13 protein-coding genes and 1 pseudogene are annotated in these 17,344 nt (G+C 70.7%); 10 read left to right on the plus strand and 4 right to left on the minus strand.

Annotated elements, in window-relative coordinates; genetic code table 11:
- Nucleotides 1-3 precede the first annotated feature (3 nt).
- The 5 genes from ACYVKL_RS15020 to ACYVKL_RS15040 all read left to right on the plus strand — a co-directional run bounded on the left by ACYVKL_RS15020 (nucleotide 4) and on the right by ACYVKL_RS15040 (nucleotide 5,243).
- Nucleotides 4-2,331, plus strand: coding sequence for a carbon starvation CstA family protein (locus tag ACYVKL_RS15020; protein ID WP_379163574.1), 2,328 nt, complete (start codon nucleotides 4-6; stop codon nucleotides 2,329-2,331).
- Nucleotides 2,332-2,338: 7 nt separating this feature from the next.
- A complete protein-coding gene (locus tag ACYVKL_RS15025) occupies nucleotides 2,339-2,578 on the plus strand; it encodes a YbdD/YjiX family protein (protein WP_379163578.1) in 240 nt (79 codons plus the stop codon).
- A 68-nt stretch (nucleotides 2,579-2,646) separates the two neighbouring features.
- Complete coding sequence (locus ACYVKL_RS15030) at nucleotides 2,647-4,335, plus strand: DNA-3-methyladenine glycosylase 2 family protein (RefSeq protein ID WP_379163581.1); 1,689 nt, start codon at nucleotides 2,647-2,649, stop codon at nucleotides 4,333-4,335.
- 11 nt (nucleotides 4,336-4,346) lie between these two features.
- Nucleotides 4,347-4,850, plus strand: coding sequence for a methylated-DNA--[protein]-cysteine S-methyltransferase (locus tag ACYVKL_RS15035; protein WP_379165742.1), 504 nt, complete (start codon nucleotides 4,347-4,349; stop codon nucleotides 4,848-4,850).
- Nucleotides 4,851-4,970: 120 nt separating this feature from the next.
- On the plus strand, nucleotides 4,971-5,243 hold the full coding sequence (locus tag ACYVKL_RS15040) for a DUF2277 domain-containing protein (protein WP_379163584.1): 273 nt from the start codon (nucleotides 4,971-4,973) through the stop codon (nucleotides 5,241-5,243).
- 147 nt (nucleotides 5,244-5,390) lie between these two features.
- Here ACYVKL_RS15040 and ACYVKL_RS15045 read toward each other — a convergent pair whose 3' ends face one another.
- Both ACYVKL_RS15045 and ACYVKL_RS15050 read right to left on the minus strand, forming a co-directional pair.
- A complete protein-coding gene (locus ACYVKL_RS15045) occupies nucleotides 5,391-8,582 on the minus strand; it encodes an AAA family ATPase (RefSeq protein ID WP_379163587.1) in 3,192 nt (1,063 codons plus the stop codon).
- Nucleotides 8,583-8,940: 358 nt separating this feature from the next.
- Nucleotides 8,941-10,104, minus strand: a pseudogene (locus ACYVKL_RS15050) (exonuclease SbcCD subunit D); the annotation flags it as partial.
- A 188-nt stretch (nucleotides 10,105-10,292) separates the two neighbouring features.
- On the opposite strand from ACYVKL_RS15050, the gene ACYVKL_RS15055 reads away from it, so the two are divergent.
- A complete protein-coding gene (locus ACYVKL_RS15055; protein WP_379163590.1) occupies nucleotides 10,293-11,525 on the plus strand; it encodes a DNA recombination protein RmuC in 1,233 nt (410 codons plus the stop codon).
- A 118-nt stretch (nucleotides 11,526-11,643) separates the two neighbouring features.
- Nucleotides 11,644-12,795 (plus strand): DUF6542 domain-containing protein, encoded by a 1,152-nt coding sequence (locus ACYVKL_RS15060; protein ID WP_460771983.1) that lies wholly within the window; start codon nucleotides 11,644-11,646, stop codon nucleotides 12,793-12,795.
- 274 nt (nucleotides 12,796-13,069) lie between these two features.
- Here ACYVKL_RS15060 and ACYVKL_RS15065 read toward each other — a convergent pair whose 3' ends face one another.
- On the minus strand, nucleotides 13,070-14,086 hold the full coding sequence (locus tag ACYVKL_RS15065; protein ID WP_379163596.1) for a 4-hydroxy-3-methylbut-2-enyl diphosphate reductase: 1,017 nt from the start codon (nucleotides 14,084-14,086) through the stop codon (nucleotides 13,070-13,072).
- A 114-nt stretch (nucleotides 14,087-14,200) separates the two neighbouring features.
- Between ACYVKL_RS15065 and ACYVKL_RS15070 the strand changes: the two genes are divergently transcribed.
- The 3 genes from ACYVKL_RS15070 (at nucleotide 14,201) to ACYVKL_RS15080 (ending at nucleotide 16,586) form a co-directional block, all read left to right on the plus strand.
- Nucleotides 14,201-14,932 (plus strand): lipid droplet-associated protein, encoded by a 732-nt coding sequence (locus tag ACYVKL_RS15070; protein WP_379163599.1) that lies wholly within the window; start codon nucleotides 14,201-14,203, stop codon nucleotides 14,930-14,932.
- Between the two features lie 203 nt (nucleotides 14,933-15,135).
- The gene (gene xseA / locus ACYVKL_RS15075) at nucleotides 15,136-16,362 is read left to right on the plus strand and encodes an exodeoxyribonuclease VII large subunit (RefSeq protein ID WP_379165743.1); all 1,227 of its coding nucleotides are present in this window, start codon (nucleotides 15,136-15,138) and stop codon (nucleotides 16,360-16,362) included.
- The gene (locus tag ACYVKL_RS15080; protein WP_213559573.1) at nucleotides 16,362-16,586 is read left to right on the plus strand and encodes an exodeoxyribonuclease VII small subunit; all 225 of its coding nucleotides are present in this window, start codon (nucleotides 16,362-16,364) and stop codon (nucleotides 16,584-16,586) included. The genes xseA and ACYVKL_RS15080 overlap by 1 nt, the downstream gene beginning before the upstream one ends.
- A 48-nt stretch (nucleotides 16,587-16,634) precedes the next feature.
- On the opposite strand, the gene ACYVKL_RS15085 is transcribed toward ACYVKL_RS15080, so the two are convergent.
- The gene (locus ACYVKL_RS15085) at nucleotides 16,635-17,216 is read right to left on the minus strand and encodes a DUF4245 domain-containing protein (RefSeq protein WP_379163602.1); all 582 of its coding nucleotides are present in this window, start codon (nucleotides 17,214-17,216) and stop codon (nucleotides 16,635-16,637) included.
- Nucleotides 17,217-17,344 lie beyond the last annotated feature (128 nt).

A 17,344-nucleotide genomic window follows, 5' to 3' on the forward strand; every position in this document is an offset into this window, starting at 1 on the left:
CGCATGGCGACCATCGAATACCTCCGGACGGATCCCGACCTGCCGCCGGTGGGTGTCGTGGACCGGACACCCATGTCACCGGCGAAGAAGGGCATCTTCCTCGCCATCGCCGTCGTCGGCGCGATCGCCTGGGCCATCCTCGCGTTCATGCGCGGCGAGAACGTGAACGCGGTGTGGATCGTCATCGCCGCGCTGTGCACCTACGTGCTCGCGTACCAGTTCTACGCCCGGCTCATCGAATACAAGATCACCAAGCCGCGCGACGACGTCGCCACTCCCGCAGAGGAGATGGAGAACGGCAAGGACTACATGCCGATGGACCGGCGGGTCCTGTTCGGCCACCACTTCGCCGCCATCGCCGGCGCGGGCCCGCTGGTCGGCCCCGTGCTCGCCGCACAGATGGGCTACCTACCCGGCACCATCTGGATCATCGTCGGCGTGGTGCTGGCCGGAGCGGTGCAGGACTACCTGGTCCTGTGGGCGTCGGTGAAGCGCCGCGGCCGCTCGCTGGGCCAGATGGCGCGCGATGAGCTCGGCGTGGTCGGCGGCGTCGCGGCCATCGTCGCGGTGCTGGTGATCATGATGATCCTGCTCGCCGTGCTCGGCATCGTCGTCGTGAACGCCCTTGCTGCGACCAAGAACCCGGTCACCCACGCGCTCGAGGGCGGCAGCCCGTGGGGTGTGTTCTCCATCGCGATGACCATCCCGATCGCCCTGTTCATGGGCTTGTACCTGCGCTTCCTGCGGCCCGGCAAGGTCGGCGAGGTGTCGATCATCGGCTTCGCGGCGCTGATGCTGGCCATCATCTCCGGCAACTGGGTCGCCGGATCCGGTTGGGGCCGTGACCTGTTCACCCTGTCGGGCACCACCATCTCCTGGATGCTGATCGTCTACGGCTTCATCGCCTCGGTGCTGCCGGTGTGGATGCTGCTCGCCCCGCGCGACTACCTGTCGACGTTCATGAAGATCGGCACCATCGGCCTGCTCGCCCTCGGCGTGCTCGCCACCATGCCGGTGCTGAAGGCCCCCGCGGTCTCCCAGTTCGCGAGCAACTCCAACGGACCGTCGTTCGCGGGCAGCCTGTTCCCGTTCCTGTTCATCACCATCGCGTGCGGCGCGCTGTCGGGCTTCCACTCGCTGGTGTCCTCGGGCACCACGCCGAAGCTGCTGGAGAAGCAGTCGCAGGCACGGATGATCGGCTACGGCGGCATGCTGATGGAGTCGTTCGTCGCGGTGATGGCGATCATCGCGGCGTCGATCCTGGATCAGCACCTGTATTTCGCGATCAACACACCCAACCTGACCTCCGCGCAGGCCGCCGCCGACAGCGTGAACAAGCTGGGGCTCAGCGGAAACCCGATCGACGCGCAGTACCTCAACGACGTCGCCTCGGGCACCGGTGAGGCCCGCGTCTACTCGCGTACCGGTGGCGCGCCCACCCTGGCCATCGGCATGACCGAGATCATGCACAAGTTCATCGGCGGCAACAGCCTCAAGGCGTTCTGGTACCACTTCGCGATCATGTTCGAGGCGCTGTTCATCCTCACCACGATCGACGCCGGCACCCGAGTCGCCCGGTTCATGCTCTCGGATTCGCTGGGCAACCTGGGCGGCTTCGCCAAGAAGTTCCGCGACCCGTCGTGGTGGCCGGGCGTGTTCATCTGCTCCGGGCTGGTGGTAGCCGCGTGGGGTTCGGTGCTGCTGATGGGCGTCACCGATCCGCTGGGCGGCATCAACACGCTGTACCCGCTGTTCGGCATCTCCAACCAGCTGCTGGCCGCCATCGCGCTGACCGTGGTGCTGGTGATCGTGGTGAAGAAGGGCCTGCTGAAATGGGCCTGGATTCCGGCGATTCCGCTGGTCTGGGACCTGATCGTCACCATGACCGCCTCGTTCCAGAAGATCTTCTCCGGCGACCCGAAGATCGGCTACTGGACGCTGCACAACAACACCATCGACAAGCAGAACGCCTACATCGCGGCCCGCGACTCCGGGCAGCTGCCGAAGGGCATCAAGGACATCGACGCCTTGAACCTGCAGATCAGCAATATGGACAAGATCATCCGCAACACCTTCATCCAGGGCACGCTGTCGATCGTGTTCGCGGCGATGGTGCTGATCGTGGCGGTCGTCGGCGTGTGGGTGTGCATCAAGAACATCCGCTCGGGCGGCAGCGAGACCACCGAAACGCCGGAGGTCCCGTCGAAGCTCTTCGGGCCCAAGGGTTTCATCGCGAGCAAGGCCGAACGGGAAGTCCAGCAGGAATGGGACACCCTGGCCGCCGAAGGCAAGGTCCGGACACCCGGCGCGGCCGCGGTCGCGGGGCATTGACCCGCCGATGAACACCACCGACGCCCCGTCCACCGCAGGTTCGCTGCGGCGGGCGGGGCTCGCCCTCGTCCGGGCCGTGAAAGCCGTTGCCTGGTGGTTCAACTCGATCCTCGGCGGCAACGACTACGCCCGCTACGTGCAGCATCAGCGCCTGCACCACCCCGGCTGCGCGATTCCCACCGAGCGGGATTACTGGCGCGAACGGCACGCCGCCGCCGACAAGAATCCGGCGAACCGCTGCTGCTGACCTCGGGTGGCGTTTTTCCGCCGACGGTCATGGCCGATTCCCGCTAGCGCGGGCGGGCCCGGGCTGCCATGGTGGTATGCGTGAGTGCGAACGACTTGGATTTCGAGCGTTGCTACCGCGCCGTGGCGACCCGGGATGCCCGATTCGACGGGCATTTCGTGACCGCGGTACGCACCACCGGAATCTATTGCCGCCCTTCCTGTCCGGCCATCACCCCCAAACGGGCAAACGTCACCTTCCTGCCCACCGCGGCCGCCGCCCAGCAGGGCGGGTTCCGCGCCTGCCGCCGCTGCCTGCCCGACGCCGCACCCGGGTCACCCCTCTGGAACACCCGCGCCGACCTGGCCTCGCGCGCCATGCGGCTGATCGGCGACGGCGTCATCGAACGCGGCGGCGTGCCCGCCCTCGCCAACGCCCTCGGATACTCGCAGCGCCAGCTCACCCGGGTACTCACCGGTGAACTCGGCGCGGGCCCACTGGCTTTGGCGCGCGCCCACCGCGCCCACACCGCGCGGCTGCTGATCCAGACCACCCGGCTGCCCATGTCCGACATCGCGTTCGCGGCCGGATTCGCCAGCATCCGGCAGTTCAACGACACCGTGCGCGAGGTGTTCGCGGTCAGCCCCACCGCCCTGCGCGAGGAATCCCGACGCCGCAACGGCGACACCCTCCCCGCCACCAACGGCCTGCTCACCCTGCGACTGCCCTACCGCGAACCCCTCGACCGGACGTGGCTGGAATGGTTCCTCGCGGCACACGCCGTCCCCGGACTGGAGCTGTACGAGAACGGGATCTACACCCGCAGCCTGCGAACCCCGCACGGTCACACCACCATTCGGCTGTCGATCCAGCCGGGGCACGTGCGAGCCGCGCTGTCTCTGCAGGACATGCGGGATCTCGCGCCGACCGTGGCCCGGATCCGGCACTTCCTCGACCTCGACGCCGACCCCGTCGGCATCGACGAGGCGCTGACGGCGGGAATGGCGGGAATGCCGCTGCGCGTGGGCCTATCCAGCGATGCATGGGAGGAAGCGGATCCTGCCGGCAGCACACAGCGCGCCGGCGGCAGCGCGGCCACGAAAGGTGGCGCGCAGTCCCGTAGTGATTTCCCGCTGCCCGCGAACGGCGGCGTGCTGCCCGCGAACGGCTCCGCGCAGCCGGCGAACGGCATCGTGCTGCCCGCGGGCATCCGCGTCCCCGGCTGCCTGGACGGCCCGGAACTGTTGCTGCGCACCATGATCGGGCAGCAGATCTCCGTAGCGGCCGCCAATACGCATACCGCGCGACTGGTGCAGCAGCTGGGCGAGCCCATCGACGGGCCCATCCCGCACCTGTTCCCCACCGCCGAGGCCATCGCCGAACACGGCTCCGAGGTGCTCACCGGCCCCGGCCGGCGGATCGACGCCATCGTCGGGGCGGCCAAGGCCCTCGCCGCCGGCGACCTGGTGCTGCACTCCGGCCGCACCGCCACCGAACTCCGCCGCGACCTGCTCGCCCTCGACGGCGTCGGGCCGTGGACCGCCGACTACGTCACCATGCGACTACTCGCCGACCCGGACGTTCTACTACCCTCCGACCTGGTCGTACGCCGCGGCGCGAGCCTGCTCGGCGTGGATCTCACCGCGACCGCCCGCTGGGCGCCCTGGCGGTCCTACCTCACCATGCACCTGTGGAAGCACGCCCTGGCCAACCCGGAACCACGTGCCGCCAAGAACGACTCCCCCGCCACGACTCCGACCCGGAGGAAAATCCCGTGAGCCCCGAAACCATGCACGCACCAGCGGATTACGCCACCCTGAGCACACCCACAGGCCCGTTCACCGCGCTGGTCGACACCGACGGGGTGGTCCTGGCCTCCGGCTGGACCGCCGATCCGGAGGAGCTGCGCGCGCTCATCCACCCCAGCATCCGGCCCGCGGAGCTGCGCGCCCGCGACTCGCTCGGAGCGGTCTCGCGGGCGATCACCGACTATCACGCCGGTGACCTGACGGCCATCGACGCCATCACCGTCCATCAGATCTCCGGGCCGTTCCTCACCCACGCCTGGGAGATCCTGCGCAAGGTGCCCGCCGGCGACCCGGTCACCTACACCGACTTCGCGACCATCTCCGGCCGTCCCGCCGCCACCCGCGCCGCCGCCAACGCCTGCGCCCGCAATGCCGCCGCGCTGTTCGTGCCCTGCCACCGGGTCATCCGCACCGACGGCAGCCTCGGCGGCTTCCGCTACGGCCTGCCCATCAAACGCTGGCTACTCGACCACGAATCCGCCTGAGCAACGGTCCCGAGTCCCCTCACCAGCGCTGCTCGCATCGCGCGACCAGCACTGCCGCGTCTCCCGACCCTCCCATCGCTCCGACCAGCGCCGTCGGTCCCCGGGCGTAGGCTCGCACCCATGTGCCGCAACATCCACACCCTGCACAACTTCGAGCCGCCGGCCACCCCGGACGAGGTGCACGCGGCCGCCCTGCAATACGTCCGCAAGATCAGCGGAACCACCAAACCCTCGCAAGCCAACCAGACCGCCTTCGACCTCGCCGTCGAAGAGATCACCGCGGCCACGACCCGCCTCCTGGACGGCCTGACCACCAACGCCCCGCCCAAGGACCGCGGGGTCGAGGCCGCCAAGGCCCGAGCCCGCGCCGAAATCCGCTACACCCGGGCCTGACCGGGCACCACCCGCCGATCGATCCGACGGCGCGCGGCGACTCTCGCCGATCACAGCGCCGATGTGTGCAGCGCCTGCTCAGGTGGGCGGCACCTGGCAACTCCAGCCACTCGGGCCTGATTGCAGGTGAGCCGGAACCCGCGATCGCTAGACGCCGACCGAGGTTTCCAGGCGGGAGCCGGTGCGGCCGCGGATGACGTGCAGGCGGCTGGGGATGCGCTGGCGCATTTCGTCGACGTGGCTGACCACGCCGACCACGCGGCCGCCGGAGCGGAGTTCGTCGAGGACGCCCATGACCGAGTCGAGGGTGTCGGCGTCGAGGCTGCCGAAACCCTCGTCGATGAACAGGGTGTCCATGACCAGGCCACCGGATTCGGCCGACACCACATCGGCCAGGCCGAGGGCCAAAGCCAGGGAGGCCATGAAGGTTTCGCCGCCGGAGAGGGTTTTGGCGGGGCGGACCGCGCCGGTGTAGTCGTCGCGGATGTCGAGGCCCAGGCCGCCGCGGCGGCCACGGGGACCCGCGGCATCGGTGTGGACGAATTCGTAACGGCCGCCGGACATTCGACGTAGACGGACCGATCCGGCCACGGCCACTTCTTCCAGGCGGGCGGCCAGCACGTAGGAGCGCAGCGACATGCGGCGGTTGTTCTCGCCGCGGCCCGCCACCACCTCGGACAGGCGGGCCAGCTCCTCGTGGGCGCGCTGCAGCGGGGCGATGTCGTCGACGGCCGTCCGCAACCGAGTGCACAGACCCGTCAACTGTTCGACTCGCCGCTCGGCCTCGGCATGGCCGGCCACCGCCCGGTTCAGGGCCGATTCCGCCTGGGCCACCGCGTTTTCCAGCTCGGTGAGATCACCCGGTTCCGCGTCACCGGCGGCGCGGATCTCGGGTTCGGCTAGGACGGCTTCGGCGTGGGCGCGGGTCCGGTCGGCCGTCACCAGTTCGTCTTCGATCTGCGACTGCTGCGCGGCCGTTCGCGAGGCGGCGTCGACGGCGCGGGCGTACTCGCCCAGCACGGCGTAGTCCGGCCCCGACTCCCCCATCACCGGCGGCGCGGACTCCACCAGACCCGCCTCGTACGACAGCTTTTCGACCCGCACCGCGGCCGCGGCGACCTGCTCGCGCGCGGTCACCGCCTCGACGCGGGCCGCGCGCACCGTCGTGGCCTCCTCGACCAGCGCCGCCAGCCGGGCCCGCCGCCGATCGACCGTGCCGTCCGCCCCGGCCGCGGCCCGCAACCGTTCGGTGAGTTCGGCCAGCCGCCGATCGGTGGCCACGATCCGCTCCGTCGTCGCGCTGCCGCGGCTTTCGGCTTCGCGGGCCTCGTCCTGCAATCGGGTCTGGTCCGAGCGCAGGGTGTTCAGCTCGGCGGTGAGCCCGTCCACCAGGCCCGCCGACCGTTCGGCCGCGGTGAACTTCCGCGTCGAATCATCCAGTGCGGCTGCCAGTTCGGCCTTGTCCACGTCGCCGCCCCGCTCGACCAGCACCTCGACGGCCCGCTCCAGCTCGGCCACCGCCTGCCCCGCCCGCTCCCGTGCGGCCTCGGCGGCCCGCTCCGCCGCCAGCGCCGCGTCCTCGTCTGCCTTCGACACCGCGTGCGCGGCGGGCCGCGCCGGATCCGGGTGCGCGGCCGACCCGCACACCGCGCACGGCTCCCCCTCGGTCAGCGCCTCCGCCAATTCGGCGGCCATCCCGGCCATCCGCTGCTCCCGCAGCGCCTGCGTCCGCTTCCACGCCTCGGCATGCCCACTGCGGGCCTGCTCGAAAGCCGTTCCCGCGCGGGCGAGCTCACCGCGCTTGCGCTCCAACTCCACCGCCGCCTCGGCCGACATCCGCAGCCGCAGACACTCGGCCCGCAGCCCCGCCAGCGCGGCCGCCGCATCCGCCGCCCCCCGCAGCCGAACCTCCACACCGGCAACGGCTTCCGGCAATTCGGCCAGCCGCGCGGCCAGCTCGGCCGCCCGCGCGCTCAGATCCGACTGCTCGGTCCGCAGCCCCGCCAGCTCCCGCGCCAGCCGAGTGGCCGACTCCGCGTCGGCCCGCACTTCATCCAGCGCCCCCACCTGCGCACTCCAACCCCTGACCGCCGCCTCGAGGCCGGAGCCCCCGCCGTACGGTTCTCGGTGCTCTTGATCGCCGACCAGCCCCGAGTCGCCGTCACGATCGTCCACCGCGACGGCGGGCCCGGTGATGTCGGCGAGCTCGGCGGCCAGGTCGGTGCCCGACAACTCGGCGGCAGCCAGATCGGCTGCGGCCCAGGTGGTTCCGGGGAGTTCGGCGCTGGGCGGGTCGAGGAGGCGGTCGGCGAGTTGTTCGGCAGCTCGGGTGGCGTCGTCGGTGCGGCGGCGGAGGGTGATGGCGGCGGCGCGGGCCTCGGCGAGGGCGGCGGCGACCGGTTCGGCGCGGCGAGCTCGGTCGAGTTCGGATTGGCGGGCGGCGCGGTGGTCGGCGGTGGCCGCGAAGTCGGCGAGCTGGGCGTGGGCCGCGGCGCGGCGACGGAACAGGTCGTGGCGGCGGCGTTCGGCCTCGGCGGCGGTGCGGACCCGGGACGAATCCTGTTGACGCCGACTGAGATCGGCGGCGGTCTCGGACAGGTGGGTGCTCGCGGTCGTGAGCAGGGACTGGGACCAGGCGACCGATTCGAGAATGGTGGCGGTGTCGGTGGCGGGCAGGCCCGCGGCCGTGCCGACCCGGGCGATCAACGCGTCGATGCCGTGTTTGCGGGTGTCGAGTTCGGCGGTGCTCGCGCGGCGCTTGTCGATCAGCCACTGCTCGGCGGTACCGAAACGCTCGGTGTCGAAGAGCTTTTCGAGGAGCTTCTCGCGTTCCTCGTTGTCGGCGCGCAGGAAGCGCGCGAAATCGCCCTGCGGCAGCAGCACTACCTGGAAGAACTGGTCTGCGCTCATACCGAGCAGGCGCAGCACCTCGTCGCCGATATCGGGGATGCGGGACAGGTTCTGGCCGCGGCCGTCCAGCCACTCCAGGGTGGCGACCGAATTCTCCTTCACCCACCCGGATTTGGCGCGTTTGCTGGGCCGCTGGAACTCCGGCGAGCGGACCAGCCGCAACCGCCGGCCACCCACGGTGGCCTCCAGCAGCACGCGGGGCGGCGTCTGCTCGTCGGCGTGATCGGAGTGCAGGCGCTTGCCCTCCTCACGCGCGCCGGGCACCTTGCCGTAGAGCGCGAACGCTATGGCGTCGAGCACCGTGGTCTTGCCGGCCCCGGTCTGACCGTGCAGCAGGAACAGCCCGTCCGCCCCCAGCTCGTCGAAGTCCACCACGGCCGTCTCGGCGAACGGCCCGAAAGCCGTCAGCTCCAGCCGATGCAGCCGCATGCCGCGTCCCCTTCCCGCCACGCCTCAGCCCATTCGACAACCTGCCGCCCGCCCACACCGGCAGGACATGCCGAAACACCGTGTGCCCCACGGCTCATGCGGTCTTCCCCTCGACCGACTCGCCCGATTCACCCGGCGCCAACCCGAATTCCTCCACATCGAACAGCCCGAGCGCCGCATCGGCCTCCGCCGCGTCCGATCCACGCACCGACCCGTCGAACCCGGCCGCACTGACCACCCGCGCCGCCACCGCGGCCGACTCCGGCGCCGGTCCATCCTCGACCGCGAGCGGCTCGACAACCGCAGCCGGCCTCCCCGCTGTCGCGGACACCGCCTCGGCGGCAACCGAGACGGCGGGCTCACCCTGCGCGGAAATTCGGCGCGGGCCGTCCTTTTCGCGGGTGGCGGCGGAGAGGGCGCGTTCGAGCCAGGTCATCTCACCGGCGGTCGGCACCCCGCGGACGTCGGACAGGAAGCTCTGGGCGATCTCGGTGTCGCGGCGGCCGTGGACGCGCTCGCGGTAGTGGAGTTCCGGGTTGCCGCCGGGGCGTTGCCATTCCACGTGCACCGCGTGCGGGAAGCGATCGCGCAGCCGCCGCAGGGCGTCCACGGGGCGCGCGGTGTCGGTGAGGGTGGCCGAGACATAGTGGGATTCGGCCGCGGCGTGCTCCGGCGCTTCCAGGAGGGCTTCCAGCGTTCCCGTGAGTTGCGACAGCCCCCGCACCACCGGCAGTTCGTGACGCTGAACGCCCGCGAGCCCCGCGGCGTCGAGATCCACGATCCAGACGGCCTTGCGGTGCGAGCGCTCACCGAACGAATACGGCAGCGGCGAGCCGGAATACCGGACCGACTCCGACAGCGTCTGCGGCGAGTGCAGGTGCCCCAGCGCCGTGTAGTCGATGCCGTCGAACGACGCGAGCGAGACCGTCTCCACCCCGCCGACCGAAATCGACCGCTCCGACCCGGTCGCCTCGCCGCCCACCACGAAGGCGTGCGCCAGCACCACCGACCGCGCCCCCGCCCGGCTCGCGAGATCGGCGCGCACCAGGCTCATGGCCGCGTCCAGGATCTCGGCGTGCGAACGCGCCTGCGGTACGCCCAATTCCACCCGGGTGATCTCCGGCTCCAGGTAAGGGATGCCGTAAAAGGCAATTTCGCCGAACTCGTCGGAGAGCAGGATCGGCCGCGCCACATCCGCGATCCGGCAGCGCAAATGCAATCCGCCCGCCGCCGCGAAACTCCCGAGCGCACCGAGCCGCGTCGGCGAGTCATGATTTCCGGAGGTCGCGATAATGGTGGCCCCCGCTGCCCGAATTGCCTCGAATCCCCGATTGCACACCGCAATCGCATCCGCGCTGGGAATGGAACGGTCGTACACGTCCCCCGGCAGCACGACCACGTCCACCCCCTCGGCCCGCACCAATTCCGCGATGGCCAGCAGCGAGCACTCCTGATCGGTCAGCAGATCGACGCCGTGAAAGGTGCGCCCGATATGCCAGTCGGAGGTGTGCAGGATCCGCATGCCGCCAAACGCTAGGCGATCACTCCGACAGGTTCAGCGATACCCTGGCGAGTCGTCTGGAACACGCTGAGGTACGGCGAGGCGCGATCGGCGTCGCCCACGGGACAACTGTTTTCGCGGCGGCCACCGGACACGGTGCGGCGGCGGTTTCCCGGTTTTGTCGGTGCGGTACGGCACTATCACTGGCCATGACCGCACCGATGCTGTTCGCGCTGCTTTTGGTGTTCGTTTCGGGGCTGGCCCTGGGCTGGCTCGGGCATGCCGCGCGGGCGGGGCAGCGGGCGGCGGTGGCCGAGGCGCGGCTGGCGGCCATGCGGGACAACGAGCAATTGTTGCGGCAGTCACTCGGGGCGGCCAGCGAGGACGCCGCACGGCGGCAGTCGCATGCGATCGGCGCGCTGGTGGAGCCGCTGCGCGACGCGGTCGGCAGTCTGGACCGGCAGATCCGCGAGGTCGAGCACAACCGCATCAACGCGTATTCCGGCCTGCGCGAACAGGTCGCGGGCATGCAGCGGATGTCGCATCAGTTGTCCACGCAGACCGGGCAGTTGGTGGCGGCCCTGCGCGCGCCGCAGGTCCGGGGCCGCTGGGGTGAGATCCAGCTCGAGCGGGTGGTGGAGCTGGCCGGCATGGCCCGGCACTGCGACTTCGATACCCAGGTGACCCGGCGCGGCGACACTGTGGTGCGCCCGGACCTGGTGGTGCGTCTGTCGGGCGGCCGGCAGATCGTGGTGGACGCCAAGGTGCCGTGCACCGCGTTCCTGGACGCCGCGGGCACCGAGGATCCGCGCGAACGCGACGGCCACCTCGCCCGCCACGCCCGGCATCTGCGCAATCACGTGGATCAGCTGGCGGCCAAGGAGTACTGGGCGGCCTTCGACCCCTCCCCCGAATTCGTGGTGCTGTTCGTGCCCGGCGATCCGTTCCTGGACGCGGCGCTCACCAGCGACTCCGGACTGCTCGAGTACGCCTTCGGTCGCAATGTGGTCTTGGCGACACCCACCACCCTGATGGCCCTGCTGCGCACGGTGGCACTGGGCTGGCGGCAGGAGGCGATGTCGGAGGACATGGCGGTGATCCAGCAGCTGGGCCGCGAGCTCTACACCCGGCTCGGCACCACCGGCCGCCACCTGGACCGGCTGGGCTCCCAGCTGGGCAAGGCGGTCGACGCCTACAACCACACGGTGGCCTCGATGGAGTCGCGGGTGCTGGTGACCGCCCGCAAGATGCACGATCTGGGGGTCGCCGACGCCCCGCCGCCGGAGGTCCGCAACGTCGAGAGCTGGCCTCGGGCGGTCGGCTTCGCCGGAGGCGAACATGGATTCCGTGCCGGAGGCGAACATGGATTCCGTGCCGGAGGCGAACATGGATTCCGTGCCGGCGAACACGGGTTCCGTGCCGGGGGTGAATTCGAGGCCTGAGCAACCGCTCGGTACCGCCCCCGCAGACCCCGTAGCTACCCCCTGGTTCATGCGATTCAACGTGCCCGCGTGATGTCGCCTGCCTCGCGAAACACCGATATGCCTTAGTGTGCTTGACGTGGCAGTTACCCAACGCGAGCGAACCGAGGTGCCCCCGTCGCACCGTTCGATCCTGCCGTCGGTTCCCGGCGTCACCGCCGGAGTCGCGGTACTGATCGCCGTGACGTGCACGTTCGTCGGGTTCTTGATCGACGCGCAGGGCGGCGACGAGCTCACGGGCACCTTCGCGAGCCTGTATGTGATCGGCTGTCTGCTGGCCGTACTGGCCGTCCGCTTCCGGGGTCTGTTCACCGCGCTGGTGCTGCCGCCGCTGCTGTTGTTCATCTCGGTGCCGGTGTTCTATCAGCTCCTCCTGGGCTCCGCCCGGAGCTTCAAGCTGCGCGAGATCCTGCTGAATCTGGCCATCCCGCTGGTGAACCGATTCCCCACGATGGCGCTGGCCACCACGCTGGTGCTGATCGTCGGCGCGGTCCGTATCGCCATGCACCGCTACGAGGGCAAGCCGGGCGCCGACTCGGTCTTCGACTCCGGCAAGGCGCGCGCGACCCGGGGCCGGGCCACCCGCCCCGGCAGCCAGCGCACCCGCTCCACCGATACCAAGGACCCGGCCAGACGACGCTTCCGGCCGGGCGACGACGCCACCGGCGTGGAAGCGGGCGTAACCGAGGCGCCCGACACCGAGTCCGCCCGCTCGTCCCGCCGCGGAGCCGGCGGCCGGGTCGCCGCCGGGCCGCCGCGCGTCGGCTCGAACCGACCGGCCGGTGAGTCCCGCCGCCGTCGCACCCCCGACGCCGATCCGGCCACCACGAGCGCCGCCGCGCCCGCCACCGAGGGCCGCCGCCGGGCCGCACGCCCGGAGCAGTCCGGCGCCCCCGCCGCCGAGGGCCGCCGCCGCGCCCAGTACGGCGAGCAGCCGCCGCGCACCGGTGAGCGTCGCGCGGTTCCCGCCGAACCGCCCCGCACCGGCGAACGCCGCGCCGCCCAGCCCGCCGCCCCCGAGCCCGCCGAGGGCGATGGTCGCCGCCGCCGCGCCCAGAGTCCCGAACAGGCCGCGGGCCGCGGCACGGAGCGGCACGCCGCTCCCGCCGGCAATCCGCCCCCCGCCGCCGAGGGCGGCCGCCGTCGTCGCCCGCAGCCCGGCGAGGTGCCGCCGCACCCGCGCCCGAATGTGCGCTACCGCGAACGCGATTCGGGCCGCATCGAGCGCTGAGCGCCGCCCTCCCGAGCTCCGGTCACCACCATCTCGTGCATTGATCTCCACAATTCGCGCACCGGGAACCGCCATTGACGCGACACGTACCGGCATTGACAGAAGCCGCCGGAATCCCGCACGGCGACACCTGAGCGACACGCACCGTAGATTTCCGGCAATCAGGAAATCCGGCGCGAAATAGGATCATCCGGATAGCAATTCGCGCCCGCCGCATCGAATGCGGCGGGCGCGAATGTGTTTTCGACGCGCGGATTACCCGCGGGCCGCGAGATTACCCGCGGGAGGCGCGGAGTTCGCGAGGCAGCGAGAAAACCAGCGTCTCATTGGCGGTGGTGACCGGCACCACCTCGCCGAAACCGTGCTCGGCCAGCAATTCCAGCACCCCCTCCACGAGGATCTCCGGAACCGAGGCGCCCGAGGTGACGCCGACCGTGCCGATGCCCTCCAGCCACGCGGTATTCACCTCGCGGGCGTAATCCACCAGGTACGCGGCGCGAGCGCCGGCGGTCAGCGCGACCTCGACCAGCCGCACCGAGTTGGACGAGTTGCGGGAGCCGACCACGATCACCAGATCGCATTCGGGCGCCATCGCCTTCACCGCGGTCTGGCGGTTGGAGGTGGCGTAGCAGATGTCGTCGCTGGGCGGATCCTGCAGCTTGGGGAACTTCTCGCGCAGGCGGTTGACCGTCTCCATGGTCTCGTCGACCGACAGCGTGGTCTGCGAGAGCCAGATCACCTTGTTCTCGTCGCGCACGGTGACGCTGTCGACGGCGTCCGGGCCGTCCACCAGCTGCACGTGGTCGGGCGCCTCACCGGCGGTGCCCTCGACCTCCTCGTGGCCCTCGTGGCCGATGAGCAGGATGTCGAAGTCGTCGCGGGCGAACCGCTTGGCCTCCTGGTGCACCTTGGTGACCAGCGGGCAGGTGGCGTCGATGGTGTGCAGGTTGCGCGCGGCGGCGGATTCGTGCACGGCCGGGGAGACGCCGTGCGCGGAGAACACCACGAGCGCGCCCTCCGGCACCTCCTCGGTGTCGTCGACGAAGATCACGCCGCGATCCCGCAGGGTTTCCACCACATGCCGGTTGTGGACGATTTCTTTGCGGACATAGAGGGGGGCGCCGTGCTTTTCGAGCGCCTTCTCCACTGTTTCGACCGCCCGGTCCACACCGGCGCAATAACCGCGTGGTTCGGCGAGCAGTACGCGCTTGGCAGAAGAGCTCAACGGCGCGCCGGCATCACCCGCCGCGGACCGGACGATTCCGACGTTCAAAGGGATACCCGAGGACATGCTCCACAGAATACGTGTGCGGCCCGGCGCGCATTCGCCCGGAGGTTGGCATCACAATCACTTTTTGTGCCTTGTCGCCTTTGCATCACACGGCGTTTCGGGCAGGCTAGGGGCATGTTCCGACCTCCGTTCCTGGCCCGGGTCGCCGCCGGGGCCGCCGCCTATGCGCTCGAGGAAACTCGACGGCTACCGGCGACCGCGATCAACTTCCCGATCACCGCGATCAGCCAGATGCTGCAGACCACCATGCACCTCCAGCAGTTCGTGACCAGCCTCGCTCTCAAGGGCGACGCCGTCTTCGACCGTTTGCTCACCCAGTCCGAGGAGCAGCCCGCGTGGGCCACCTTCGATGAGGACGAGGACGACGAGCTAACTCCCAGCTTCGCCGCTGAATCGGCTTATCGGAGCCGTTTCGACCTGTTCACCGAGCCCGAACCGGCTCCGGTGCCCACCGAATCGGCCGCGCAGGAGGCAGCCGAACCGGTGATCACCGAGACCGTCGCGGCCGCAACGGCTTCCAAGGCCGCCACCAACGGCCACAACGGCAGCGCCCCGGCCGCGGTCGCCATCGCGCCCGCCGAGCCCAAGGTCGCCGCCGCGCCCGAACCCGCCGCGCCCGAACCCGCCGTGGAGACCGAAGTCACCCCCGAGCCCGCGGTCGCCGAGCCCGAGGTGGCGACCCGCTTCGCCTACTCGGAGATGACCATCGCCCAGCTGCGCGCCCGGCTGCGGCAGCTGACCGTCGACGACCTGGCCGCCCTGCTCGCCTACGAGCAGGAGACCCGCGACCGCGCCCCCTTCGTCACCATGCTGACCAACCGCATCGCGACGGTCCGAGCGCAGTAGACGACGTTCTCGACCGACGCCGGTCGCCCGGGTGGGCTCACCCCGGGCGGCCGGCGTCCGGTGTTTCCGGGGGCCGGGTTCGGATTCCGTGTCGGGCGGGCGGCATGCACCCGGCGTCGGTGGTCACTGACAGAATCGGTGCCGTGAGCACCGAAACGCCGCCGAGCGCCGCGAAGCCGCCGAGCTCGTCCGCCGAGAACCCGATGCCGGTGCGGACCATTGCCGTGAAGGTGGCGCAGTGGATCGACCGGCTGGGCGCGGTGTGGGTGGAGGGTCAGATCACCCAGATGAATCTGCGCCCGGGCACGCGGACCGCGTTTCTGGTGCTGCGGGATACGGCCGCGGACATGTCGCTGTCGGTGACGTGTGACCCGGAGCTGCTGCGCAGTTCCGCGGTGCCGTTGCAGGAGGGCAGCCGGGTCGTCGTGTACGGCAAGCTGTCGTTCTTCACCGGGCGGGGCACGGTGTCGTTGCGGGTCACCGAGATTCGGCCGGTGGGCATCGGCGAGCTGCTGGCCCGCATCGAACGGTTGAAGGCGCTGCTGGCGGCGGAGGGCCTGTTCGATCCGCGGCTCAAGCGTCCGATCCCGTTCCTGCCCAATCGGATCGGCCTGATCACCGGCCGTGCCAGCGCCGCCGAGCACGACGTGGTGACGGTGGCGACCCAGCGCTGGCCCGCGGCGCGGTTCGAGATCCGCAATACCGCCGTGCAGGGCCCGACCGCGGTGCCGCAGATCCTGGAGGCCATCGCGGCGCTGGACGCGAACCCGGAAGTGGATGTGATCGTGCTGGCGCGCGGCGGCGGCAGCGTGGAGGACCTGCTGCCGTTCTCCGACGAGACCCTGTGCCGCGCCATCGTTTCCGCGAAGACGCCGATCGTGAGCGCCATCGGCCACGAACCGGACAATCCGATCTCGGACTATGTGGCCGACCTGCGCGCCGCCACCCCCACCGATGCCGCCAAGCGGGTCGTCCCCGACGCCGCCGCCGAAACCGCGCTGCTGCAGGAGCTTCGGTCCCGTGCCAACGCGGCCCTGCGCGGCTGGGTGGACCGGGAGACCCGCGCCCTGACCCAATTGCGTTCCCGCCCGGTGCTGGCCGACCCGCTGCGTCTGCTGGACCAGCGCCACGACGAGGTGGAGCGCCTGCGCACCGCCGCCCAGCGCGCGGTCGATCATCGGCTCTCGGGCGAGTCGACCACCACCCGGCATCTGCGTGAGAAACTCGCGGCGGTCGGCCCGGCCGCCACGCTGGCCCGCGGTTACGCGGTGGTGCAGCGGGTGAACGGCAAGGACCGCGAGGTGGTCCGCGCCATCGAGGACTCGCCGCCCGGCACCCAGCTCCGTATCCGGGTGGCCGACGGCGCGATCTCCGCCGCGGCCCTCGGCTCCCAATCCCTGGCTCCCCGCCCGACCCGGAAGGACTCCTGATGAACGACGACGAACGCACCGAGATCGCCACGCTGGGCTACGAGCGCGCCCGCGACGAATTGGTGAACGTGGTCAAGATGCTGGAGCAGGGCGGCATGGATCTCGACGATTCGCTGGCGCTGTGGGAGCGCGGCGAGGCGCTCGCGACCCGCTGTGAGCAGCATCTGGCGGGCGCGCGCAAGCGGGTCGAAGACGCTCTCGCGCACCGCACTTCGGCCGAGTAGCCGGCGGCGTCCCCGCGGGCGGGCGCCCCGCCCGTGGGGATCGCGGAATCAGCTGCGCGGCAGCGGCTGCGCCTGACCCACCGCGGTGGACAGGGCGTTGAAGGCCGCCCCGTTGCCCGCACCCTTGATCAGGATCCGGACGTCGCCGAAGTCGGAGATCCACGCGGGCTCGGAGCCGGGTTCGGCGAAGACGCTCCACTTGTGGTCGCCGCGCTGCTCGCTGCCGGTCGCGACCTTGACGGGCGCGTACTTCTTGGCGAGCGCCTCGACACTGGCGTTGGACTGGGTCAGCTGCATGTAGGTGCCCTCGGGGCTGATGTAGCCGACCGTGCTGAGGTCGCCGCCGCCGGTGCCGGTGATGGTGTCGTGGCTGCCCGAGTTGGGGGTCCACTTGTCCGGCGCGGTGTCCGGGAGCGCGGGCAGGCGGATCGGGAACGACAGGTGCCGCGCGTCGTCGGTGAGGGCGCTCTTCACGTCGAAGTTCGGAATCTGGCCCTGTGTCGGACCCTTCGCGGAGAACGAGCACTGGCTCGCGATGCCCGCGATGACCAGACAGATCAGCACCAGCGGGAGCAAGGACCAGATCAGGTCCTTGTAGTCGTTCTGGCTGCGGGGCTTTTGGTACGACACGCACACAGTATCCACGGGCCCCGGGTGCGACCCGGCTCACAGTGCCGCTAACGAGGGACCGTGGCACCGCCCGCGACCCTGTTTCCGCCCGGCCGCTTCCGTAAAGGTCCACGACCAGGGCGAAAGTG

Source organism: Nocardia tengchongensis (assembly GCF_054781395.1).

Excerpts from the sequence above, each read along its gene's own strand:
- ACYVKL_RS15035 (WP_379165742.1), top strand. The coding sequence starts at position 4,347 with ATGCACGCACCAGCGGATTACGCCACCCTGAGCACACCCACAGGCCCG.
- ACYVKL_RS15080 (WP_213559573.1), top strand. The coding sequence starts at position 16,362 with ATGAACGACGACGAACGCACCGAGATCGCCACGCTGGGCTACGAGCGC.
- ACYVKL_RS15045 (WP_379163587.1), bottom strand. The coding sequence starts at position 8,582 with ATGCGGCTGCATCGGCTGGAGCTGACGGCTTTCGGGCCGTTCGCCGAG.
- ACYVKL_RS15055 (WP_379163590.1), top strand. The coding sequence starts at position 10,293 with ATGACCGCACCGATGCTGTTCGCGCTGCTTTTGGTGTTCGTTTCGGGG.
- ACYVKL_RS15070 (WP_379163599.1), top strand. The coding sequence starts at position 14,201 with ATGTTCCGACCTCCGTTCCTGGCCCGGGTCGCCGCCGGGGCCGCCGCC.
- ACYVKL_RS15025 (WP_379163578.1), top strand. The coding sequence starts at position 2,339 with ATGAACACCACCGACGCCCCGTCCACCGCAGGTTCGCTGCGGCGGGCG.
- ACYVKL_RS15040 (WP_379163584.1), top strand. The coding sequence starts at position 4,971 with ATGTGCCGCAACATCCACACCCTGCACAACTTCGAGCCGCCGGCCACC.
- ACYVKL_RS15030 (WP_379163581.1), top strand. The coding sequence starts at position 2,647 with ATGGTGGTATGCGTGAGTGCGAACGACTTGGATTTCGAGCGTTGCTAC.
- ACYVKL_RS15020 (WP_379163574.1), top strand. The coding sequence starts at position 4 with ATGGCGACCATCGAATACCTCCGGACGGATCCCGACCTGCCGCCGGTG.
- ACYVKL_RS15065 (WP_379163596.1), bottom strand. The coding sequence starts at position 14,086 with ATGTCCTCGGGTATCCCTTTGAACGTCGGAATCGTCCGGTCCGCGGCG.
- xseA (WP_379165743.1), top strand. The coding sequence starts at position 15,136 with ATGCCGGTGCGGACCATTGCCGTGAAGGTGGCGCAGTGGATCGACCGG.